The following is an 18,862-nucleotide window of genomic DNA, read 5'->3' on the forward strand; positions in this document are numbered from 1 at the left end:
GATGCAGCCATGAAGAAGATGAAACTGGTTCTGATCGGCAACGGCATGGCCGGCGTGCGCACGCTGGAAGAGCTGCTCAAGATCGCGCCGGACCTCTACGACATCACGGTGTTCGGCGCCGAGCCGCACCCCAACTACAACCGCATCCTGCTGTCGCCCGTGCTCGCGGGCGAGCAGACGATAGACGAGATCATCCTCAACCCGCTGTCCTGGTACGAGGAGCACGGCATCACGCTGCACCTGGGCTGCGAGGTCACCGAGGTCAACCGCGCCAGGCGCATCGTCAGCGGCCGCGCCAAGGACGGCAGCAGCGTCGAGGTGCCCTACGACCGGCTGCTGATCGCCACCGGCTCCAACCCCTTCATCCTCCCCGTCCCGGGCAAGGACTTGCAGGGCGTGATCGCCTACCGCGACATCGCCGACACCGAGTACATGATCGAGACGGCCAAGACGCACCGCCACGCGGTGGTCGTCGGCGGCGGCCTGCTGGGCCTGGAAGCGGCCAACGGGCTGATGCTGCGCGGCATGCAGGTCACGGTGGTGCACATCTCGCCGACGCTCATGGAGCGCCAGCTCGACGAGGTGGCCGGCAAGATGCTGCAGAAGTCGCTGCAGGACCGCGGCCTGCAGTTCGAGATGGGCGCGCACACGCAGGCGCTCGTGGGCGGCGACGACGGCCGCGTCAAGGCCGTGCGCTTCACCGACGGGCGCGAGATCCCGGCCGACCTGGTGGTGATGGCCGCCGGCATCCGTCCCAACACCGCGCTGGCCGAAAAGATAGGTTTGCACTGCAACCGCGGCATCGTCGTCACCGACACCATGCAGACCGTCACCGACCCGCGCGTCTACGCCGTGGGCGAGTGCGCGGCGCACCGCGGCATCGCCTACGGGCTGGTGGCGCCGCTCTTCGAGCAGGGCAAGGTGTGCGCCACGCACCTGGCGCAGTTCGGCATCGGCCGCTACTTGGGCAGCCAGGTCAGCACCAAGCTCAAGGTCACGGGCATAGACCTGTTCTCGGCCGGCAACTTCAACGGCGGCGAGGACTGCGAGGAGATCGTGATGAGCGATCCCTTCGGCGGCGTCTACAAGAAGCTCGTCCTCAAGGACGACAAGCTGGTGGGCGCCTGCCTGTACGGCGACACGGCCGACGGCGCCTGGTACTTCAAGCTGCTGCGCGAGGGCCGCAGCGTGGCCGAGATGCGCGACAAGCTCATGTTCGGCGAGGACCACCTGGGCGACGCCGGCCACCAGGGCCACAGCAAGGCCGCCTCCATGGCCGACAGCGACGAGGTCTGCGGCTGCAACGGCGTGACCAAGGGCACCATCTGCAAGGCCATCAAGGACAAGGGCCTGTTCACGCTGGAGGACGTGCGCAAGCACACCAAGGCCAGCGCCTCCTGCGGCTCCTGCACCGGGCTGGTCGAGCAGATCCTCATGTTCACGGCCGGCGGCGACTACTCCGCCACGCCCAAGCACAAGGCCCTGTGCGGCTGCACCGACCACAGCCACCAGGACGTGCGCGACGCCATTCGCCGCGAAAAGCTGCTGTCCATCCCGCAGGTCTACGCGACGCTGGGCTGGCGCAACCCCAACGGCTGCGCGAGCTGCCGCCCGGCGGTCAACTACTACCTCATCAGCACCTGGCCCAAGGAGGCGCAGGACGACCCGCAAAGCCGCTTCGTCAACGAGCGCAGCCACGCCAACATCCAGAAGGACGGCACCTACTCCGTGATTCCGCGCATGTGGGGCGGCGAGACCTCGGCCTCCGACCTGCGCCGCATCGCCGACGTGGTGGACAAGTACGCCATTCCCACCGTCAAGGTCACGGGCGGCCAGCGCATAGACCTGCTGGGCGTGAAGAAGGAAAACCTGCAGGCCGTCTGGCGCGACCTGGGCATGCCCAGCGGCCTGGCCTACGCCAAGTCGCTGCGCACGGTGAAGACCTGCGTGGGCAGCGAGTGGTGCCGCTTCGGCACGCAGGACAGCACGCAGCTGGGCAAGGACCTGGAGCACGCGCTGTGGGCCATGTACTCGCCGCACAAGGTCAAGATGGCCGTCAGCGGCTGCCCGCGCAACTGTGCCGAGTCCGGCACCAAGGACGTCGGGATCATCGGCGTGGACTCCGGCTGGGAGCTGCACATCGGCGGCAACGGCGGCATCAAGACCGAGGTGGCCCAGTTCTTCGTGAAGGTCAAGACGGCCCAGGAGGTGCTGGAGCACGCCGGCGCCTTCCTGCAGCTCTACCGCGAGGAAGGCTGGTACCTGGAGCGCACCGTGCACTACATCGAGCGCGTGGGCCTGGACCATGTGAAAAAGGCCGTGCTCGACGACGCCGAGAACCGCAAGGCGCTGTGGGCGCGGCTGCAGTTCGCGCTGGACGGGCAACCCGACCCCTGGCACGAAGCGGTGAAGGCCGGCGTGGACACGCGCCAGTTCGAGCCGCTGCGCGTCTCGGCCGAGGCCCTGTCGGCTGAAACGCCCGCCAGCGAGCCCCTCAAGGCCTGATCCAACTCCTCCACAGAAAGACAAGACGACCATGAGCGCCTGGATTCCCGTCTGCACCCTGGCCGAGCTGCCCCTGCTCGGCGCCCGCCGCGTGGAGCGCCCCCAAGGCGCGCCGGTGGCGGTGTTCCGCAACGCCGACGACGAAGTGTTCGCGCTGCTGGACCGCTGCCCGCACAAGGGCGGCCCGCTGTCGCAAGGCATCGTCAGCGGCCGCAGCGTCGCCTGCCCGCTGCACAACTGGAACATCGCCCTGGACAGCGGCCAGGTGGCCGCGCCGGACGAGGGCGCCACCCCCGCCTTCGCCGTGAAGGTGGAAGGCGGCATGGTGCACCTGGACCGCCAGCAGCTCGCCACCCTGGCCATCGACCTGCCCCTGCCCCAGGCCGGCCCTGCCTGCCGCGGCGCGCGCGCGGCGTGCATGCCGGCCCCGCAACAGCTTTAAGCGCGCCGCTTCCGGCGCGAATCACGGTTAAGACATGGCTGAAACCCGTTCCACCTGCCCTTACTGCGGCGTCGGCTGCGGCGTGATCATCGACAGCGATGGCGCGCAGATCACCGGCGTGCGCGGCGACCCCCAGCACCCGGCCAACTTCGGCCGCCTCTGCAGCAAGGGCAGCACGCTGCACCTGACGGCCGCGGCACCCGTGACGCTGCGCCAGCGCCTGCTGCACCCCCTGCGCCGCGCCGAGCGCGGCCAGGCGCCGCAGCGCGTGGGCTGGAACGAGGCGCTGTCCGAAGCCACGGACCGTTTCGAGGACGTCATACGCCGCCACGGCCGCGACGCCGTGGGCTTCTACCTCTCCGGCCAACTGCTAACCGAGGACTACTACGTCTTCAACAAGCTGGCCAAGGGCCTCATCGGCACCAACAACGTCGACACCAACTCGCGGCTGTGCATGAGCTCGGCCGTGGCCGGCTACAAGGTCACGCTGGGCGCGGACGCGCCGCCCGCCTGCTACGAGGACCTCGCGCACGCGCGCACCCTCTTCATCGCCGGCTCCAACATGGCGTGGGCGCATCCCATCCTCATGCGCCGCGTGGAGGACGCCAAGCGCGCCAACCCGGCGCTGCGGCTCATCGTGGTGGACCCGCGCCGCACCGAGACCGCGGCCCTGGCCGACCTGCACCTGGCGCTGCTGCCGGGCACGGACGTGGCCCTGTTCCACGGCCTGCTGCACCTCATGCTGTGGGAGGGCCTCACCGACAACGCCTACATCGCCGCGCACACGCAGGGGTTCGACGCGCTGCGCGAGCGCGTGCGCGAGTTCACCCCGCGCGAGACGGCGCGCATCACCGGGCTGCGCGAGCAGGACGTCGTCACCGCCGCGCGCTGGTTCGCCGGGCTGGACGGCGCGCCGGGCGCGCCGCGCGCCCCCACGCTGTCGCTGTACTGCCAGGGCCTCAACCAAAGCCGCAACGGCACGGCCAAGAACGCCGCGCTGGTGAACCTGCACCTGGCCACGGGCCAGATCGGCCAGGCCGGCGCCGGCCCCTTCTCCCTTACCGGCCAGCCCAACGCCATGGGCGGGCGCGAGGTGGGCGGCCTCGCCAACCTGCTGTCCGCGCACCGCGACATGGCCAACCCCGAGCACCGCGCCGAGGTGGCGCGGCTGTGGGGCGTGGACGACGTGCCCTCGCGTGCGGGCAAGACCGCCGTCGAGATGTTCGAGGCGGCGGCCGACGGCGAGATCAAGGCGCTGTGGATCGCCTGCACCAACCCGGCGCAGTCCCTGCCCGACCAGGCGACGGTGCGCCGTGCGCTGCAGCAGGCGGAGTTCGTGGTGGTGCAGGAAGCCTTCCGCGACACCGCCACCGCCGCCTTTGCCGACCTGCTGCTGCCGGCCGCCTCCTGGGGCGAGAAGGAAGGCACCGTGACGAACAGCGAGCGCCGCATCAGCCGCGTACGCGCGGCCGTGGCGGCGCCGGGCGAGGCGCGCAGCGATTTCGCCATCGCCACCGAGTTCGCGCAGCGGCTGGAAGGCCGGCTGCGGCCCGGAAAACCCCCGCTCTTCGCCTACGCCTCGCCGCAAGCCGCGTGGCTGGAGCACCGCGAAAGCACGCGCGGGCGGGACCTGGACATCACCGGCCTGAGCTGGGACGTGCTGGAGACGGCCGGGCCGCAGCAGTGGCCCATGCCGCAGGGCGCCACGCAGGGCCGCGCGCGCCTCTATGAAGACGGCGTGTTTCCCACCGCCGACGGCCGCGCCAAGTTCGCCGACCTGGCTTATGAGCCCGTGGCCGAGCCGCGCGACGGCCGCTTTCCCTTCAGCCTCAACACCGGGCGGCTGCGCGACCAGTGGCATGGCATGAGCCGCACGGGGGTATTGGGCCGCCTCTTCGGCCACGTGCCGGAGCCGGCGGTGGAGCTGCATCCGCAGGAGCTGGCGCGGCTGAACGTGGCCGAGGGCGACCTGCTGCACGTCACCTCGCGGCGCGGCTCCATCCTGCTGCCCGTGGCCGCCAACGAGGGCGTGCCGCTGACGCAGGCCTTCATTCCCATGCACTGGGGCTCGGAGTTCGTCTGCGGCCGCAGCAGCCGCGGCGAACCGCTGGCGGGCGTCAACGCCCTCACCTCGCCCGCGTTCTGCCCCATCTCCAAGCAGCCGGAGCTCAAGCACGCGGCGGTGAAGCTGCTCAAGGCCGAGCTGCCGTGGCGGCTGCTGGCCCTGGCCTGGCTGCCGGACGAGGACGCGCAGGCCGCGCGCACCGCGCTGCGCCCGCTGATGGAGCGCTTCGACTACGCCAGTTGCGTGCCCTTCGGCCACGAGCGCAGCGGCGTGCTGTTCCGCGCCGCGGCCGACGCGCCGCCGCCGCTGGAGCTGGTCGACGAGGTCGAGCGGCTGCTGGGCCTGGCCGGCCCGGGCGTGCGCGCCCTGCGCTACGAGGACCGCAAGCGTGGCCAGCGCCGCACGGTCAAGCTCGCCACGGTGGGCGGCGACAGCCGGCTCGAAGCCGTGCTGCTGGCCGGCGACGCCAGCGCCGAAAGCTGGATCAAGGCCCTGCTGCAGGATGAGCTGCCCGCCCAAGCCTACGGCCGGCTGCTGCTGGCCCCCGGCGCCAAGCCCCCCGTGGCGCTGGCGCCGCGCGGCAAGCAGGTGTGCGCCTGCTTCAACGTGAGCGAGCCGCAAATCCGCGAGGCCCTCGCCGGCTGCCGCGGCAGCGGCGTCGAGCGCCTGTCGCAGTTGCAGTCTCAACTGCGCTGCGGCACCAACTGCGGCTCCTGCGTGCCGGCGCTCAAGACGCTGGTGGCGGCCACGCCCGCGACCGCGCCAGCGCCTACAGTGGCGGCTTGAAGCGGCGGCATGGCGGCGGTGAAGGCCATGGGCGGTACCTCCGGCAAGGCGCTCGGTGAAAACCCGTTGAGCCTGTCCGGGTACGGCGTTCCGGCCCGCTTCTTGCGAAACGCGCCCGGGGGACAATCTGACATGAGCATTTCGAGCTACATCAAGGAAATCGGCCGCGGCGCCAACGGCGCGCGTTCATTGACGCAGGAGCAGGCGCGCGAGGTCATGGGCCAGGTGCTAGACGGCAGCGTCAGCGACCTGGAAGTCGGCGCCTTCGCCATAGGCATGCGCATGAAGGGCGAGACGGCCGAGGAGCTGGCGGGCTTCCTGGCCGCGGCGCACGAGCGCTGCCTGGCCATCCCGTCGAACCAGCCGGTCGTGGTGCTGCCCACCTACAACGGCGCGCGGCGGCTGCCCAACCTGACACCGCTGCTGGCGCTGCGCCTGGCGCAGGAAGGCGTGCGCGTGCTGGTGCACGGCCCGCTGCAGGACCCCAAGCGCGTCACCAGCGCCGAGGTGTTCCAGAGCCTGGGCCTGCCGGCGGTGCGCACGGCGCAGGAGGCCGAACGCGCTTGGGCGCGGCACGAGCCGGCCTTCATGCGCATCGACGCGCTGTGCCCGCCGCTGTCGCGGCTGCTGGACGTGCGCTGGGTCATCGGCCTGCGCAACTCCGGCCACACCATCGCCAAGATGCTCAACCCCGTGCGCGGCGCGCGCGCGGTGCGCGTCACCAACTACACGCACCCCGAATTCGGCCAGTTGCTGGCGCAGTACGCGCAGAACGAGCAGGCCGACATGCTGCTCATGCGCGGCACCGAGGGTGAGCCCGTGGCCGACGCGCGCCGCGTGCCGCGCATGGACGTGTCGCTGCGCGGCGTGGCGCGCGAAGAGCTTTCCTGCCCCGCGCAGGACGGCGCGCTGGCGCAGTTGCCCGTGCTGCCGCGCGACAACGACGCGGCCACCACCGCGCACTACATCCAGTCGGTGCTCAGCGGCGAAAAGCCCGCGCCCGCGCCGCTGGAACGCCAGGTCGAACTGCTGCTGGCCGCCGTGGCCGCCATGCAGGACGAGGCGCTGGAACACAGCGCATAACGCCCCTCCGACGCAAACATGACAAACCGGACACAGGCGCTCAGCGAATCGACATCCCGTGCGGCCACTTCGCGGCTGCGAGCCTTGTCCGGCAGCGCCGGCGCCGCGCGGCGCCCTGTTGGAGATTGCGCGCTGGTGGGTGCCGGCCCGGGCGACCCGCAACTGCTCACGCTGGCGGCGCTGCGCGCCATTCGGCGCGCCACGGTGCTGCTGGTGGATGACCTGGTGCCCGGCGAGCTGGTGGAGTTCGCGCTGCGCGGTTTGAAACGCCGGCCGCGCATCGTCCCCGTGGGCAAGCGCGGCGGTTGCGCCAGCACGCCGCAGCGTTTCATCGAACGGCTCATGGCCGCCGAGGCCCTGGCCGGGCAGCGCGTGGTGCGGCTCAAGGGGGGGCGACCCCTTCATCTTCGGCCGCGGCGGCGAGGAAGTGCAGGCGCTGCAGGCGCAGGGCATTCCCACGCGCGTGGTCAACGGCATCACCTCGGGGCTGGCCGCCGCCACGGGGCTGGGCGTGCCGCTGACGCACCGCGCGCATGCGCAGGGCGTCATCTTCGTCACCGGCCATGCCAAGCCCGGCGGCAGCACGCCGGATTGGGCCGTGCTCGCGCAGGCCGCGGCGCTGGGCCTCACGCTGGTGGTCTACATGGGCGTGGCGCAGGTGGACCAGCTGCATGCCGGCCTGGTGCAGGGCCTGCCCGGCTCCACGCCGGTGGCCGTGGTGCAGCACGCCAGCCTGCCCCAGCAGCGTGAGCTGGTCACGACGCTGGCCGAGCTGCCGCGCGCGCTGCGCGACGTCGGCTTGGGCAGCCCGGCCATCATGGTCATCGGCGAAGTGGTGAACGCGCGCACGCTGGCGGCGCAGGCGCAGCACCAGCTGCACCAGGCGGGGCATCAGACGGAGCAATCCGCGCAGGCCGTCACGCCGGGCGCGGGCACGTCCGCCCCGCAAAGGGCCCGCCGCCGCGCCTGACACGGGGAAACCCGGACAATCGCGCCCCATGTCTGAACCATGGGATTGCGTCGTCGTCGGCGCGGGCGCGGCCGGCCTGTTTTGCGCCGGCATTGCAGGGCAATTGGGCTTGCGGGTGCTGGTCGTGGACCACGCGCCCAAGGTCGCTGAAAAGATCCGCATCTCCGGCGGCGGGCGCTGCAACTTCACCAACCGCGAGGCCTCGCCGGCCAACTACTTGGGCGAGAACCCGCATTTCTGCCGCTCGGCACTGGCGCGCTACACGCCCGCCGACTTCATCGGCCTGATGAGGAAGTACGGCATCCCCTTCCACGAGAAGCACAAAGGCCAGCTCTTTTGCGACCGCTCGGCGGAAGACGTGATTGAGATGCTGCTGTCCGAGTGCGAGGCCGGCCGCGTCACGCGCTGGCAGCCGTGCAAGGTGCTGGACGTGCGCGCCACGGCCGAGGGCTACGACATCGACACCGACCGCGGCACGCAGCGCACGGCGCGCGTGGTGGTGGCCACGGGCGGCCTCTCGATCCCGAAGATAGGCGCGACCGACTTCGGCTTCCGCCTGGCCAAGCAGTTCGGCCACCGCGTGGTGGAGCCCCGCCCCGCCCTGGTGCCGCTGACCTTCGACGCGCCGACCTGGGCCGCCTTCGCACCGCTGGCGGGCATCGCTCTGGAGGTGGGCATCGAGACCGGCGCGGGCAAGAAGCCCATGCGCTTCCTGGAAGACCTGCTGTTCACGCACCGCGGCCTGAGCGGCCCGGCGGTGCTGCAGATCAGCAGTTTTTGGGTGCCGGGGCAGCCGCTGCGCATCGACCTGGCGCCGGGCCGCGACCTGGGCGCGCTGCTGCGCGAGGCCAAGGGCAAGAGCAAGCGCCAGTTGGGCAACGAGCTGGGCCAGTTGCTGCCGCAACGCCTGGCCGAGGCCTGGCTGCAGCGCGCCGGCGTGGAAGGCGGCACGCCCATGCCGCAGGCGCGCGACAAGGACCTCAACGCCCTGGGGACGGCCCTTGGGCGCTGGGAACTGATGCCGGACGGCAGCGAGGGCTGGCGCAAGGCCGAGGTGACGGCCGGCGGCGTGGACACGCGCGAGCTCAACCAGCAGTCCATGGAGAGCAAGAAGCAGCCGGGCCTGCACTTCATTGGCGAGGTGGTGGACGTCACCGGCTGGCTGGGCGGCTACAACTTCCAGTGGGCCTGGGCCAGCGCCGCGGCCTGCGCGCGGGCCATGGCCGAGGCGCAGGTGGCGGCAGCCTGAGCGACAACGGCCACGGCCTGACTCGCGGCGCGGCGCGGGCGTTTTTTGCCTGTCCATCACCCCAAGGGGCGGTGCGATTTTTCGGCGCCGCGCAGGTCCTGGTGGCGCTTGATACGCATCAGCTTGTGGAGCACTGATTTACGTGGGTTATACTCCGCGTTTTGCTGGCAAACCCGCGTGTCGATCCGGCTCACGGATTCCGGAACTTCCGGTGGCGGACACCGAGCGCAACTACTGAAGGAAATCCCCTTTCATGACCACGATTCGCGTCAAAGAGAACGAGCCTTTCGATGTGGCCCTGCGCCGCTTCAAGCGCACCATTGAGAAACTGGGCCTGTTGACCGAGCTGCGTGCGCGCGAGTTCTACGAGAAGCCCACTGCCGAGCGCAAGCGCAAGAAGGCTGCCGCCGTCAAGCGCCACTACAAGCGCGTGCGCAGCATGCAGCTGCCCAAGAAGCTGTACTGATCCGGCGCGAGCCTTGCGCTCGCTTCAACTGCCGAAACAGTCAAGCCCGCGCGGGACGCCGTCGCGGGCTTTTGCTTTTCTGGAAGCGACTTTCCGGAACCGAATTTTTTTGGAGAACGACGATGGCCTTGAAGGACCAGATCACCGAAGACATGAAGTCCGCCATGCGCGCCAAGGAGTCGCTGCGGCTGTCCACCGTCCGGCTGCTGCTGGCCGCGATCAAGCAAAGGGAAGTGGACGAGCGCATCACGCTGGACGATGCGCAGGTGGTGTCGGTGGTGGACAAGCTGGTCAAGCAGCGCAAGGACTCCATTGCCGCCTACACCCAGGCCGGCCGCCAGGACCTGGCCGATGCCGAAGCCGCGGAAATGCAGGTGCTGCAGGCCTACCTGCCGCAGCGCCTGACGCAAGAGGAAGTGCAGGCCGAGGTGGATGCGCTGGTGGCCGAGCTGGGCGCCGCGGGCCCCGGCGACATGGGCAAGGTCATGGGTGCGGCCAAGACGAAGCTTGCCGGCAAGGCCGAGATGGCGATGGTGTCCGCCGCCGTCAAGCAGGCCCTCAGCCGCTAAGCTCGCGGCCATGAACAACCCCGCCGAAATCCAGATCCGCCCGCTCACGGCCGACCTCTGCGTGGCGCCGCAGCTCCCGCCTGAGGCCATGGCCGAGGTGGCGCGCGCCGGCTTTGCCAGCGTGATCAACAACCGCCCCGACTTCGAAGGCGGCCCCGATCAGCCCACCAGCAGCGCCATCGAGGCCGCCGCCCGCGCCGCCGGGCTGGAGTACCGCCACCTGCCGGTGGCGCCGGGCTACCAGTCGCCGGAAGAAGCCGCCGCCTTCGCGCAGCTGCTGCAAGAGCTGCCCAAGCCCGTGCTGGCCTTTTGCCGCACCGGCACGCGCAGCACCAAGCTGTTCGCCCTGTCGCAGCAGGCGCCGCAGGGCTGAGTTTCACGGCGGGAAACCGCTGTCCTGAGTGAACGCCCAGGGCTGGCGCAACGCCAGCCCGCGCGCCCAGCGCGGTGCTGGGCACCCGACTGTTCAGTTTCGTGCCCGTTGGCCGCCCATTGCATGGGGGCCATCGTTCAGATTTCTGAACGATGCGGCCTGCAAATTCAGCCGCCCAAGTCAGCCGCCCAAGTAGGCCGCCTGCACCTGGGGATCGTCCAGCAGCGTGCGGCCGGGGCCTTGCAGGACGATGCGGCCGGTCTCCAGCACATAGGCCTGGCTGGCGATGCGCAGCGCCTGGCGCACGTTCTGCTCCACCAGCAGGATGGTCAGCCCCGTGCGGTTGATGCCCACCAGCGTCCGGAAGATCTCCTGCACCACGATGGGCGCCAGGCCCATGGAGGGCTCGTCCAGCAGCAGCACGCGCGGCTTGGCCATGAGCGCGCGGCCGATGGCCAGCATCTGCTGCTCGCCGCCGGAGAGGTTGCCGGCGTAGCCGTTGAGGCGCTCCTTCAGGCGCGGGAACAGCTCGAAGATGCGCTCCATCTCGCCGGGCGACGCCTTGCGCCCCGGGCGGCTGTAGGCGCCCAGCTCCAGGTTCTCGCGCACGGTGAGCTGCGTGAGCATGGCCCGCCCCTCGGCCACCTGCACGATGCCGCGCGAGACGCGCTCGTGCGGCTTCAAGCGCGCCAGGTCCTGGCCCTCGAAGAGGAAGCGGCCGGCCCGGGGTTTCACCAGGCCCGACAGCGCCATCAGCGTCGTGGACTTGCCCGCGCCGTTGGCGCCGACCAGCGCGGTGATCTCGCCCTCGCGCAGCTCGAAATCCACGCCCTTGACGGCCTCGATGTGGCCGTAGGCCACCTGCAGGCCCTCCACGCGCAGCAGTGGCGCGGCGGAGGTGCTCGTCGTCGTGCCGGTGCTCATGCCGTGGCCTCCTGCAGCGGGTCTTCGTCGCGGCCCAGGTAGGCCTCGATCACTTGCGGGTCGCGCTGGACGACCTCCGGCACGTCGTCGCAGATGATGCGGCCGAAGTTGAGCACCGCCACGCGCTCGCACAGGCCCATCACGAAGCGCATGTCGTGCTCGATCATGAAGATGCCGTAGCCCCGCGCGCGGATGTTGCGGATCTCGACCATCAGCTCCGTCTTCTCGCTGGCGTTCATGCCGGCCACGGGCTCGTCCAGCAGCAGCAGCTTGGGCTCGGTGGCCAGCGCGCGCGCCAGCTCCAGGCGGCGCTGCTCGCCGTAGGAGAGGCTGTCGGCGGTGGCGCGGGCCTTGTGGTCCAGCCGCACCCAGGACAGCAGCTCCAGCGCGCGCTCGCGTGCCTGCTTCTCGGCCATGCGCACGGCCGGGCTGGAGAACAGCGTGCCCAGGGCGCCGTAGCCCAGGTGGCGGTGCATGCCCACCACCACGTTGTCCAGCAGGCTCATCTCCTTGAACACGCGGATGTTCTGGAAGGTGCGCGCGATGCCGCGGCGCGTCACTTCGAACGGCTGCAGGCCGACCAGGCTTTGCTTGTCGAAGGTGATGCTGCCGCCCGTGGGCCGGAACAGCCCGGTGATGAGGTTGAAGACGGTGGTCTTGCCGGCGCCGTTGGGACCGATCAGGCCGAAGATGCTGCCCTCGGGGGGCAGGGCGATGTTGACGTCCTGCAGCACGTGCAGGCCGCCAAAGCGCATGGAGACGTTGGCGAGTTCAAGCATGGTTTTGCACCGTTCAGCGCCTTTCAGCGCCCTCCCCGGCCCAGCAGGCGGCGCAGCCGCGCCGGGTCCCACAGGCCGCGCGGCAGGAACAGCGTGATCACGACCAGGATGAGGCCGTTGACCACGAGGCGGAAATCCTTGAGCGAGCGCAGCAGCTCCGGCAGCAGCGTGAGGATCACGGCGCCCAGCACCGGGCCGGTCAGGCCGTTGATGCCGCCCAGGATGGCCATGGTCAGGATCTCGACGCCGCGGTCGAAGTTGTATTCGTTGGGGCCGATGAAGAAGGTCAAGTGCGCGTTGAGCGCGCCGGCCAGCCCGGCCAGCGCCGCGCCCAGGACGAAGGCGAGCAGCTTGTGCGACGCGACGTTGATGCCCATGAGGGCGGCGGCAGTCTCGTCCTCCTTGATGGCCTCGAAGGCGCGGCCCACGCGGGTGCGGCGCAGTTGCCACAACACGAACAGCGCCAGCACCACCGCCAGCAGCACGTGCCACCACTGCGTGAGTTGCGGAATGCCGTTCAGGCCCAGCGCGCCGCCGGTCCAGTCCTCGGTGTTGAGGATGAGGATGCGCACCACCTCGCCGAAGCCCAGCGTCGCCATGGCGAGATAGACGCCCGACAGCCGCAGCGTGGGCTTGCCGATCAGGAAGGCCACGATGGACGGCGCCACCATGCCCGCCAGCAGCGCCAGCGGGAACGGCGTGGCGGTATTCATGGTCAGCAGCGAGGCGGTGTAGGCGCCTATGCCCATGAAGGCGGCGTTGGCCATGGCCAGCAGCCCGCAGGACAGCGTGAGGTAGATGGACAGCGCCAGCAGCGCGTTGGTGCCCAGCGTGAGCACCAGGTTGCTGTAGACGGCCCAGAAGTTGTCAAAGGAATCCATCTCGGGTCGTCACGCCTTGCGCTGTTGCAGCTTGCCGAACAGGCCCGTGGGCCGCACCAGCAGGATCAAATACAGAAGGCCGAAGGCCACGGCGTCGCGCATGGTGGAGCCGATGTAGGCCACGGACATCACTTCGGCGAAGCCCAGGAACAATCCGCCCAGCAGCGCGCCGCGGATGTCGCCCATGCCGCCCAGGATGATCACGGCGATGCCCTTGTGCAGCATGGGCTGACCCATGAGCGGGAACACGGCGTTGGACGACAGGCCGATGAGCACGCCGGCGAGGCCCCCCAGCGCCGCGGCGACGAAGGAGGTCAGCATGAACAGGCCTTCGACGTTGATGCCCAGCAGCCACGCGGCCTTGGGCGACTCGGCGATGGCGCGCAGCGCGCGGCCCAGTTGCGTGCGCTGCAGGCCCAGCAGCAGCACGGCCATGAGCGCGAAGGACAGCAGGATGATCCCCAGCTCCAGCACCGTCAGGTGCAGCCCACCCAAGTCCAGCGCGGCGTCGGGCACCACTTCCTGCGGGAAGCGCTTGTTCTCCGCGCCGAAGAGGCCCTGCACCGTGCTGGTCACGGCGATGCCGATGCCGATGGTGGTGATCATGGGAATGAGGTGCGGCGCGTCGTTGGCGCGCAGACGGCGCAGCACCAGGCGGTCGATCAGCAGGCCGAACACGCCGCTGATGAGCGCGCCCAGCACGGCCGCGGCCCACAGCGGCATCTGGAAATGCTCCACGAACACCAGCGCCGCGTAGGCGCCCACGGTGAACATGGCGCCGTGCGCGAGGTTGATCACCCCCAGCACGCCGAAGACCAGCGTGAAGCCCAGTGCGAACAGGGCATACACGCAGCCCAGCGACAGGGCGTTGATGAGTTGTTGTTGGAGCATGGCAGGCTTGAAGGAAAGCGACCGCGGTGCGCCTGGCGGCACACCGCGGTCTTCAAGTCGGCGGGCCGTGCGGCCCTGGAATTACTTCTCGATCGAGAACTTGCCGCCGCGCGTGACGCTGACGATGGCGGTCTGGTTGGCGTCGTAGCCGGCGGGGCGGCCGGCCTTGTCGTTGGCGCGGCGGAACTGGAAGTCGCCGGTGGCGCCGCTCCACTTCACCTCGGGCAGCGCGTTGCGCAGCGCCACGCGGTCGGCGGGCAGGTTGCCGCTGAGCTTGACCTTCTTGAGCGCCTGCGCGGCGATGTACAGGCCGTCGTAGGCCTGGGCGGCGAACTGGTCCGGCGCGGTCTTGAACTTGGAGGTGTAGGCCACGACGAACTTGCGGTTGGCCTCGGACTGGTTCTCGATGGACCAGGGGCTGCCCACCCACAGGCCCTCGGCCTTGTCCTTGGCCAGGTCGAACACCTTGACGGAGTTCATGCCGTTGCCGCCGATGATGGGCACGTTCAGGCCGAGCTGGCGGGCCTGCACCATGATGGGCGCGCCCTCGGCCAGCAGGGCCGACAGGACGATGGCGTCGGGGCTGGTGGCCTTGATCTTGGTGAGCTGGGCCTTGAAGTCCACGTCGCCCTTGGCGAACGTCTCCGTGGTGGTCACGGGGATGTTAAGGTCGGCCAGGGCCTTCTTGAAGTTGTCGTAGCCGCTCTTGGTGAAGACGTCGTCGTTGCCGTAGAGCACGGCCACCTTCTTCACGCCGGCCTTCTTGACGGCCATCTTCAGCGTCTCCGGCAGCACGTCGGCCTCGGTGACGGAGTTGCGGAACACGAAGTCGCCGATGGAGGTGATGCCGTCGGCGGTGTTGGAGGTGCCGAACACCACGGTCTTGGCGCCCTGGGCGATGGGGTCGGCGGCCTGCGCGGAGTTGGACAGCGTCGGGCCGAAGACCATCAGCACCTGGTCCTGGAAGATCAGCTTCTTGAAGACGTTGATCGCCTCTTCCTTCTTGCCCTGCTCGTCCTCGATGACCAGCGCGATCTTGTTGCCGCCCACGCCGCCGGCGGCGTTGATCTCGTCGGCCGCGAGCTGGAAGCCGTTGCGGATGGCGGTGCCGTACTGCGCCGCGCCGCCGGACAGCGCCTCGGCCACGCCGATCTTGAGGTCGGCCGCTTGGGCAAAGGAGGCGGCCAGCGCCGCACTCAGGAGGGTGAGCAGTTTCTTCATGAGCTTGTCTCAGCGGTGTATAGGAGTTGAGCGCCGGGGACGCCCGCCACACGGGCAACCGGCGAGTGTACGACGGCAACCAAATGCGTCAGCAGGGCGTCAGTTGGGACAGGCCTGAAGCCGTTCCAGGCCTTGGGCAGCGCCGCAAGCGGCGGCGCGGGCCGGGGTTTCAAACGCGCCGCGCGGGGCCCGGGCTTACAGGCCGGCGACCTTCATGCGTTCCAGCAGCACGGAGCCGGTGGTCTTGCTGCCCATGGTGAACTCGTCGGCGCCCACGGCCACGATCTGCTTGAGCATCTCGCCCAAGTTGCCGGCGATGGTGATTTCCTGCACCGGGTGGACGATGCGCCCGTTTTCGACCCAGAAGCCGGTGGCGCCGCGGGAGTAGTCGCCGGTGACGAAGTTGACGCCCTGCCCCATGAGCTCGATGACGAACAGGCCGCGACCGAGCTTGCGCAGCATCTCCTCCAGGTTGTCGCCGGGCTGGGTGAGGCGGCTGGTCAGGTGCAGGTTCTGCGAGCCGCCGGCGTGGCCGGTGGTGCGCATGCCCAGCTTGCGGGCGGAGTAGCTGGAGAGGAAGTAGCCCTGCGTCACGCCGGCCTCGACCACCTTGCGCTGGCGCGTGGCCACGCCCTCGTCGTCGAACGGGGCGCTGCCCTTGCCGCGCAGGATGTGCGGGTCCTCGACCAGATCCAGGTGATCGGCCAGGGTCTGCTTACCCAGGCTGTCGTGCAGGAAGGTGGCCTTGCGGTAGAGCGCGCCGCCGCTGGTGGCCTGCACGTAGCCGCCGATCAGGCCGGCCGCCAGCGTGGACTCGAACAGCACCGGCACCTCGCAGGTGGCGATCTTCTTGGCCTTCAGGCGCGAGAGCGCGCGCTCGGCGGCGTAGCGGCCCACGGCCTCGGGGCTGGCCATCTCGTCGGCATGGCGCATGGAGGTGTACCAGTGGTCGCGCTGCATGTCGTTGCCGCGCCCGGCGATGGGCGCGACCGACAGCGAGTGGCGCGAGCTGGCGTAGCCGCCCTTGAAGCCGCGGGTGTTGGCCGAGAGGAAGTGCGCCTGCTGCGCGGAGACGCCGGCGCCTTCGGAGTTGGTGATGCGGCGGTCCACGTCGAAGGCGGCCTGCTCGCAGCGGCGGGCCAGCTCGGCGGCGCCCTCGGCGTCGATGTCCCAGGGGTGGAAGAGGTCGAGGTCGCGCGCGGCATCCGCGGGCGAGACGATGTCCTGCTCGTCGGGCAAGCCGGCGGCCGGGTCTTCGGCGGTGAAGCGGGCGATGTCGTAGGCCGCGCGCACGGTCTGCTCCAGCGCGGCGGGCGAGAAGTCGGAGGTGGAGGCGTTGCCACGGCGCTGGCCGATGTAGACGCTGATGCCCACCGACTTGTCGCGGTTGCGCTCCACGTTCTCCAGCTCGCCCTTGCGCACCGACACCGACAGGCCCACGCCCTTGGACACCTCAACGCCCGCGTCGCTGGCCCCCAGTTTCTTGGCAAGCGCCAGGGCGTCATCGACGATCTGCTCGAACTGCTCTCGCGTGTAGGCAAAAACCGGGGCGTTGGAACGGGTCATGTGGGAGATGCTTCGCGGGTGTGAAGAAGGGCCGCGGCTATCATACCCAGCGCATTTGAATCGCCATGTCCATCCCTGAATCCGATTTCCTGCCCGATGAGGGTGGGGCCGAAAGGCCCAGCAAGTCCGCCCTCAAGCGTGAGGCCCATGAACTGCAGAAGCTGGGGCAAGAGCTGATCGAGCTCCCCGACACCCGGCTGGCCGCCATTCCCATGGAGGAAGGGCTGCTGATCGCGCTGAAAGCGCTGAAGAAGACCAAGTCGCACGAGGGCCGCCGCCGCCAGCTCCAGTACGTGGGCAAGCTCATGCGCTCGGCCAACGTGGAGCCGCTGCGCGAGGCCGTCGCGGCCTTCAAGCTCGGCCACGCGCTGGACGCGGTGAAGCTGCACCGCGCCGAGCGCTGGCGCGAGGAGCTGGGCACCGACGGCGACGCCGTCACGCGCTGGATGCAGGCGCATCCGGACAGCGACGTGCAGCGCCTGCGCAGCCTCATCCGCGCCGCGCAGAAAGACGCCGCCGCGGCCCCCGAGCAGCGCCACGGCCGCGCCTGGCGCGAGCTGTTCCAGTTCATCAAGGCGGAGCTGCGCGACGATGAGTGACGACACCACCACCCCCGACGCTGCCAACGGCTTCGACCCGGTGCGCATCGGCCTGGTCTCCATCAGCGACCGCGCCAGCGCGGGCGTGTATCAAGACCAGGGCCTGCCCGCGCTGCGCGAGTGGCTCACCAAGGCGCTGCGCAACCCGGTGGCGTGGGTGGAGCGGCTGATACCGGACGAGCAAGACGGCATCAGCGCCACGCTGCGCGCGCTGGTGGACGACGAGCACTGCGACCTGGTGCTGACCACCGGCGGCACCGGCCCCGCGCCGCGCGACGTGACGCCGGAAGCCACGCTGGCCGTGGCCGACAAGGAAATGCCGGGCTTTGGCGAGCAGATGCGCCAGATCAGCCTGCGCTTCGTCCCCACGGCCATCCTCTCGCGCCAGGTGGCGGTGATCCGCGGCAAGGCGCTGGTGATCAACCTGCCGGGCCAGCCCAAGGCCATCGCCGAGACGCTGGAGGGTCTGCCCAACGCCACGCCCCCGGCGCCCGGCATCTTCGCGGCCGTGCCCTACTGCGTGGACCTGATAGGCGGGCCGTACATCGAGACGGACGCGGCGGTGTGCAAGGCGTTCCGGCCGAAGTCGGCGATCAGGGCGCCCAAGAGCTGAGCGTCGCGGCAATTCAGAAACACGAACGGCGCCCAATGGGCGCCGTTTTCGTTGCAGGGCTCGCCGCGCTTACTTCACCAGCCGGTTCAGCCGCTCCGCGTCGAAGCTCTCGGTCGTGTGCGCATCCGCCGGCAGCTCCTCCGCCGGCAGCTCCCGCGCGCGCGCAGAGAGCTTTTCAATCGCCTGCCACAGCAGCGCGATCTGGTGCTCGTGGCTGGAGGCGTTGTCGATCAGCCCCTTCATGGCCTGCGCCACCGGGTCGTCGCCCTGCGTGACGCCGTAGGCCGAGAAGCCCATGCGGGCGGCGGCGGCCTCGCGCACGGCCTCGGCATCGGCCTGAATCACCCGCGCCGGGTTGCCCACCGCGGTCGCCCCCGGCGGCACGGGCTTCACCACCACGGCGCCGGAGCCGATGCGCGCCCCCGCCCCCACCGTGAAGCCGCCCAGCACCTGCGAGTTGGCGCCCACGATCACGCCCGCCTCCAGCGTCGGGTGGCGCTTGGCGCCGCGCGTGAGCGAGGTACCGCCCAGCGTCACGCCCTGGTAGATGGTGCAGCCGTCGCCGATCTCGGCCGTCTCGCCGATCACGACGCCCATGCCGTGGTCGATGAACACCCGGCGGCCGATCTTGGCGCCGGGGTGGATCTCGATGCCGGTGAAGAAGCGCCCCAGGTGCGAGATGAAGCGGCCCAGCCAGCGCAGCTCCCGCTGCCAGCACCAGTGCGAGGCTTGGTGAAAGATCAGCGCATGCACGCCCGGATAACAGGTGAGCACCTCCCAGTTGGAGCGCGCGGCCGGGTCGCGCTCGCGGATGCAGGAGATGGTTTCACGCAATCGGCTGAACATGGTCTTGATTTCCCGGACAAGGGTTCAGAAGTGT

The 18,862-nt window shown here is 70.0% G+C and carries 17 protein-coding genes and 1 pseudogene; 11 read left to right on the forward strand and 7 right to left on the reverse strand.

The window, feature by feature from the left end; genetic code table 11:
• Nucleotides 1-9 precede the first annotated feature (9 nt).
• From nirB to ALA01S_RS05995, 9 genes and pseudogenes are all read left to right on the forward strand, one after another.
• Nucleotides 10-2,505 (forward strand): nitrite reductase large subunit NirB, encoded by a 2,496-nt coding sequence (nirB, locus tag ALA01S_RS05955; RefSeq protein ID WP_066333416.1) that lies wholly within the window; start codon nucleotides 10-12, stop codon nucleotides 2,503-2,505.
• A gap of 31 nt (nucleotides 2,506-2,536) precedes the next feature.
• On the forward strand, nucleotides 2,537-2,947 hold the full coding sequence (gene nirD, locus ALA01S_RS05960; RefSeq protein WP_066333419.1) for a nitrite reductase small subunit NirD: 411 nt from the start codon (nucleotides 2,537-2,539) through the stop codon (nucleotides 2,945-2,947).
• A gap of 34 nt (nucleotides 2,948-2,981) precedes the next feature.
• Nucleotides 2,982-5,798 (forward strand): nitrate reductase, encoded by a 2,817-nt coding sequence (locus tag ALA01S_RS05965; RefSeq protein WP_066333422.1) that lies wholly within the window; start codon nucleotides 2,982-2,984, stop codon nucleotides 5,796-5,798.
• A gap of 132 nt (nucleotides 5,799-5,930) precedes the next feature.
• Complete coding sequence (gene ybiB, locus ALA01S_RS05970) at nucleotides 5,931-6,881, forward strand: DNA-binding protein YbiB (RefSeq protein ID WP_066333507.1); 951 nt, start codon at nucleotides 5,931-5,933, stop codon at nucleotides 6,879-6,881.
• 84 nt (nucleotides 6,882-6,965) lie between these two features.
• Nucleotides 6,966-7,851: pseudogene (gene cobA, locus ALA01S_RS05975) on the forward strand (uroporphyrinogen-III C-methyltransferase).
• Nucleotides 7,852-7,879: 28 nt separating this feature from the next.
• Nucleotides 7,880-9,100 (forward strand): BaiN/RdsA family NAD(P)/FAD-dependent oxidoreductase, encoded by a 1,221-nt coding sequence (locus tag ALA01S_RS05980; RefSeq protein WP_066333425.1) that lies wholly within the window; start codon nucleotides 7,880-7,882, stop codon nucleotides 9,098-9,100.
• Between the two features lie 253 nt (nucleotides 9,101-9,353).
• Nucleotides 9,354-9,566 carry a 30S ribosomal protein S21 gene (gene rpsU / locus ALA01S_RS05985; protein ID WP_012346814.1) on the forward strand — a complete coding sequence of 71 codons (213 nt, stop codon included), beginning with the start codon at nucleotides 9,354-9,356 and terminating at the stop codon, nucleotides 9,564-9,566.
• Between the two features lie 122 nt (nucleotides 9,567-9,688).
• Complete coding sequence (locus ALA01S_RS05990; RefSeq protein WP_066333427.1) at nucleotides 9,689-10,135, forward strand: GatB/YqeY domain-containing protein; 447 nt, start codon at nucleotides 9,689-9,691, stop codon at nucleotides 10,133-10,135.
• A gap of 10 nt (nucleotides 10,136-10,145) precedes the next feature.
• On the forward strand, nucleotides 10,146-10,508 hold the full coding sequence (locus ALA01S_RS05995; RefSeq protein ID WP_066333429.1) for a protein tyrosine phosphatase family protein: 363 nt from the start codon (nucleotides 10,146-10,148) through the stop codon (nucleotides 10,506-10,508).
• A gap of 180 nt (nucleotides 10,509-10,688) precedes the next feature.
• Here the strand turns inward: ALA01S_RS05995 and ALA01S_RS06000 are convergent, their stop codons facing one another.
• From ALA01S_RS06000 to pmbA, 6 genes are all read right to left on the reverse strand, one after another.
• Nucleotides 10,689-11,432, reverse strand: coding sequence for an ABC transporter ATP-binding protein (locus ALA01S_RS06000; protein ID WP_066333432.1), 744 nt, complete (start codon nucleotides 11,430-11,432; stop codon nucleotides 10,689-10,691).
• On the reverse strand, nucleotides 11,429-12,211 hold the full coding sequence (locus tag ALA01S_RS06005) for an ABC transporter ATP-binding protein (protein ID WP_066333437.1): 783 nt from the start codon (nucleotides 12,209-12,211) through the stop codon (nucleotides 11,429-11,431). The genes ALA01S_RS06000 and ALA01S_RS06005 overlap by 4 nt, the downstream gene beginning before the upstream one ends.
• A 23-nt stretch (nucleotides 12,212-12,234) precedes the next feature.
• Nucleotides 12,235-13,092: a branched-chain amino acid ABC transporter permease gene (locus tag ALA01S_RS06010; protein WP_066333439.1), complete on the reverse strand. Its 858-nt coding sequence runs from the start codon at nucleotides 13,090-13,092 to the stop codon at nucleotides 12,235-12,237.
• Nucleotides 13,093-13,101: 9 nt separating this feature from the next.
• Nucleotides 13,102-13,983: a branched-chain amino acid ABC transporter permease gene (locus ALA01S_RS06015; protein ID WP_066333442.1), complete on the reverse strand. Its 882-nt coding sequence runs from the start codon at nucleotides 13,981-13,983 to the stop codon at nucleotides 13,102-13,104.
• An 81-nt stretch (nucleotides 13,984-14,064) separates the two neighbouring features.
• Nucleotides 14,065-15,204: an ABC transporter substrate-binding protein gene (locus ALA01S_RS06020; protein ID WP_066333443.1), complete on the reverse strand. Its 1,140-nt coding sequence runs from the start codon at nucleotides 15,202-15,204 to the stop codon at nucleotides 14,065-14,067.
• 195 nt (nucleotides 15,205-15,399) lie between these two features.
• Complete coding sequence (gene pmbA, locus ALA01S_RS06025; RefSeq protein ID WP_066333445.1) at nucleotides 15,400-16,770, reverse strand: metalloprotease PmbA; 1,371 nt, start codon at nucleotides 16,768-16,770, stop codon at nucleotides 15,400-15,402.
• Nucleotides 16,771-16,835: 65 nt separating this feature from the next.
• Here pmbA and yjgA point away from each other — a divergent pair, with 65 nt between their 5' ends.
• On the forward strand, nucleotides 16,836-17,369 hold the full coding sequence (yjgA, locus tag ALA01S_RS06030; protein ID WP_066333447.1) for a ribosome biogenesis factor YjgA: 534 nt from the start codon (nucleotides 16,836-16,838) through the stop codon (nucleotides 17,367-17,369).
• Complete coding sequence (gene mog, locus ALA01S_RS06035) at nucleotides 17,362-17,982, forward strand: molybdopterin adenylyltransferase (protein WP_066333451.1); 621 nt, start codon at nucleotides 17,362-17,364, stop codon at nucleotides 17,980-17,982. Before yjgA ends, mog begins: the two co-directional genes overlap by 8 nt.
• A 69-nt stretch (nucleotides 17,983-18,051) precedes the next feature.
• Here mog and cysE read toward each other — a convergent pair whose 3' ends face one another.
• A complete protein-coding gene (cysE, locus tag ALA01S_RS06040; RefSeq protein ID WP_066333452.1) occupies nucleotides 18,052-18,828 on the reverse strand; it encodes a serine O-acetyltransferase in 777 nt (258 codons plus the stop codon).
• Nucleotides 18,829-18,862: the final 34 nt, after the last annotated feature.

Source organism: Azohydromonas lata NBRC 102462 (assembly GCF_001571085.1).
In the GTDB taxonomy this organism is placed as follows: Bacteria; Pseudomonadota; Gammaproteobacteria; order Burkholderiales; family Burkholderiaceae_C; genus Azohydromonas; species Azohydromonas lata.

What these genes read in the sequence shown, in the direction of transcription:
- ALA01S_RS06000 (WP_066333432.1), bottom strand. Translation starts at nt 11,432, where the DNA reads ATGAGCACCGGCACGACGACGAGCACCTCCGCCGCGCCACTGCTGCGC.
- ybiB (WP_066333507.1), top strand. Translation starts at nt 5,931, where the DNA reads ATGAGCATTTCGAGCTACATCAAGGAAATCGGCCGCGGCGCCAACGGC.
- pmbA (WP_066333445.1), bottom strand. Translation starts at nt 16,770, where the DNA reads ATGACCCGTTCCAACGCCCCGGTTTTTGCCTACACGCGAGAGCAGTTC.
- ALA01S_RS05965 (WP_066333422.1), top strand. Translation starts at nt 2,982, where the DNA reads ATGGCTGAAACCCGTTCCACCTGCCCTTACTGCGGCGTCGGCTGCGGC.
- yjgA (WP_066333447.1), top strand. Translation starts at nt 16,836, where the DNA reads ATGTCCATCCCTGAATCCGATTTCCTGCCCGATGAGGGTGGGGCCGAA.
- cysE (WP_066333452.1), bottom strand. Translation starts at nt 18,828, where the DNA reads ATGTTCAGCCGATTGCGTGAAACCATCTCCTGCATCCGCGAGCGCGAC.
- mog (WP_066333451.1), top strand. Translation starts at nt 17,362, where the DNA reads ATGAGTGACGACACCACCACCCCCGACGCTGCCAACGGCTTCGACCCG.
- ALA01S_RS05980 (WP_066333425.1), top strand. Translation starts at nt 7,880, where the DNA reads ATGTCTGAACCATGGGATTGCGTCGTCGTCGGCGCGGGCGCGGCCGGC.
- ALA01S_RS05995 (WP_066333429.1), top strand. Translation starts at nt 10,146, where the DNA reads ATGAACAACCCCGCCGAAATCCAGATCCGCCCGCTCACGGCCGACCTC.
- ALA01S_RS06010 (WP_066333439.1), bottom strand. Translation starts at nt 13,092, where the DNA reads ATGGATTCCTTTGACAACTTCTGGGCCGTCTACAGCAACCTGGTGCTC.
- ALA01S_RS05990 (WP_066333427.1), top strand. Translation starts at nt 9,689, where the DNA reads ATGGCCTTGAAGGACCAGATCACCGAAGACATGAAGTCCGCCATGCGC.
- ALA01S_RS06015 (WP_066333442.1), bottom strand. Translation starts at nt 13,983, where the DNA reads ATGCTCCAACAACAACTCATCAACGCCCTGTCGCTGGGCTGCGTGTAT.
- nirD (WP_066333419.1), top strand. Translation starts at nt 2,537, where the DNA reads ATGAGCGCCTGGATTCCCGTCTGCACCCTGGCCGAGCTGCCCCTGCTC.
- rpsU (WP_012346814.1), top strand. Translation starts at nt 9,354, where the DNA reads ATGACCACGATTCGCGTCAAAGAGAACGAGCCTTTCGATGTGGCCCTG.
- ALA01S_RS06005 (WP_066333437.1), bottom strand. Translation starts at nt 12,211, where the DNA reads ATGCTTGAACTCGCCAACGTCTCCATGCGCTTTGGCGGCCTGCACGTG.
- ALA01S_RS06020 (WP_066333443.1), bottom strand. Translation starts at nt 15,204, where the DNA reads ATGAAGAAACTGCTCACCCTCCTGAGTGCGGCGCTGGCCGCCTCCTTT.
- nirB (WP_066333416.1), top strand. Translation starts at nt 10, where the DNA reads ATGAAGAAGATGAAACTGGTTCTGATCGGCAACGGCATGGCCGGCGTG.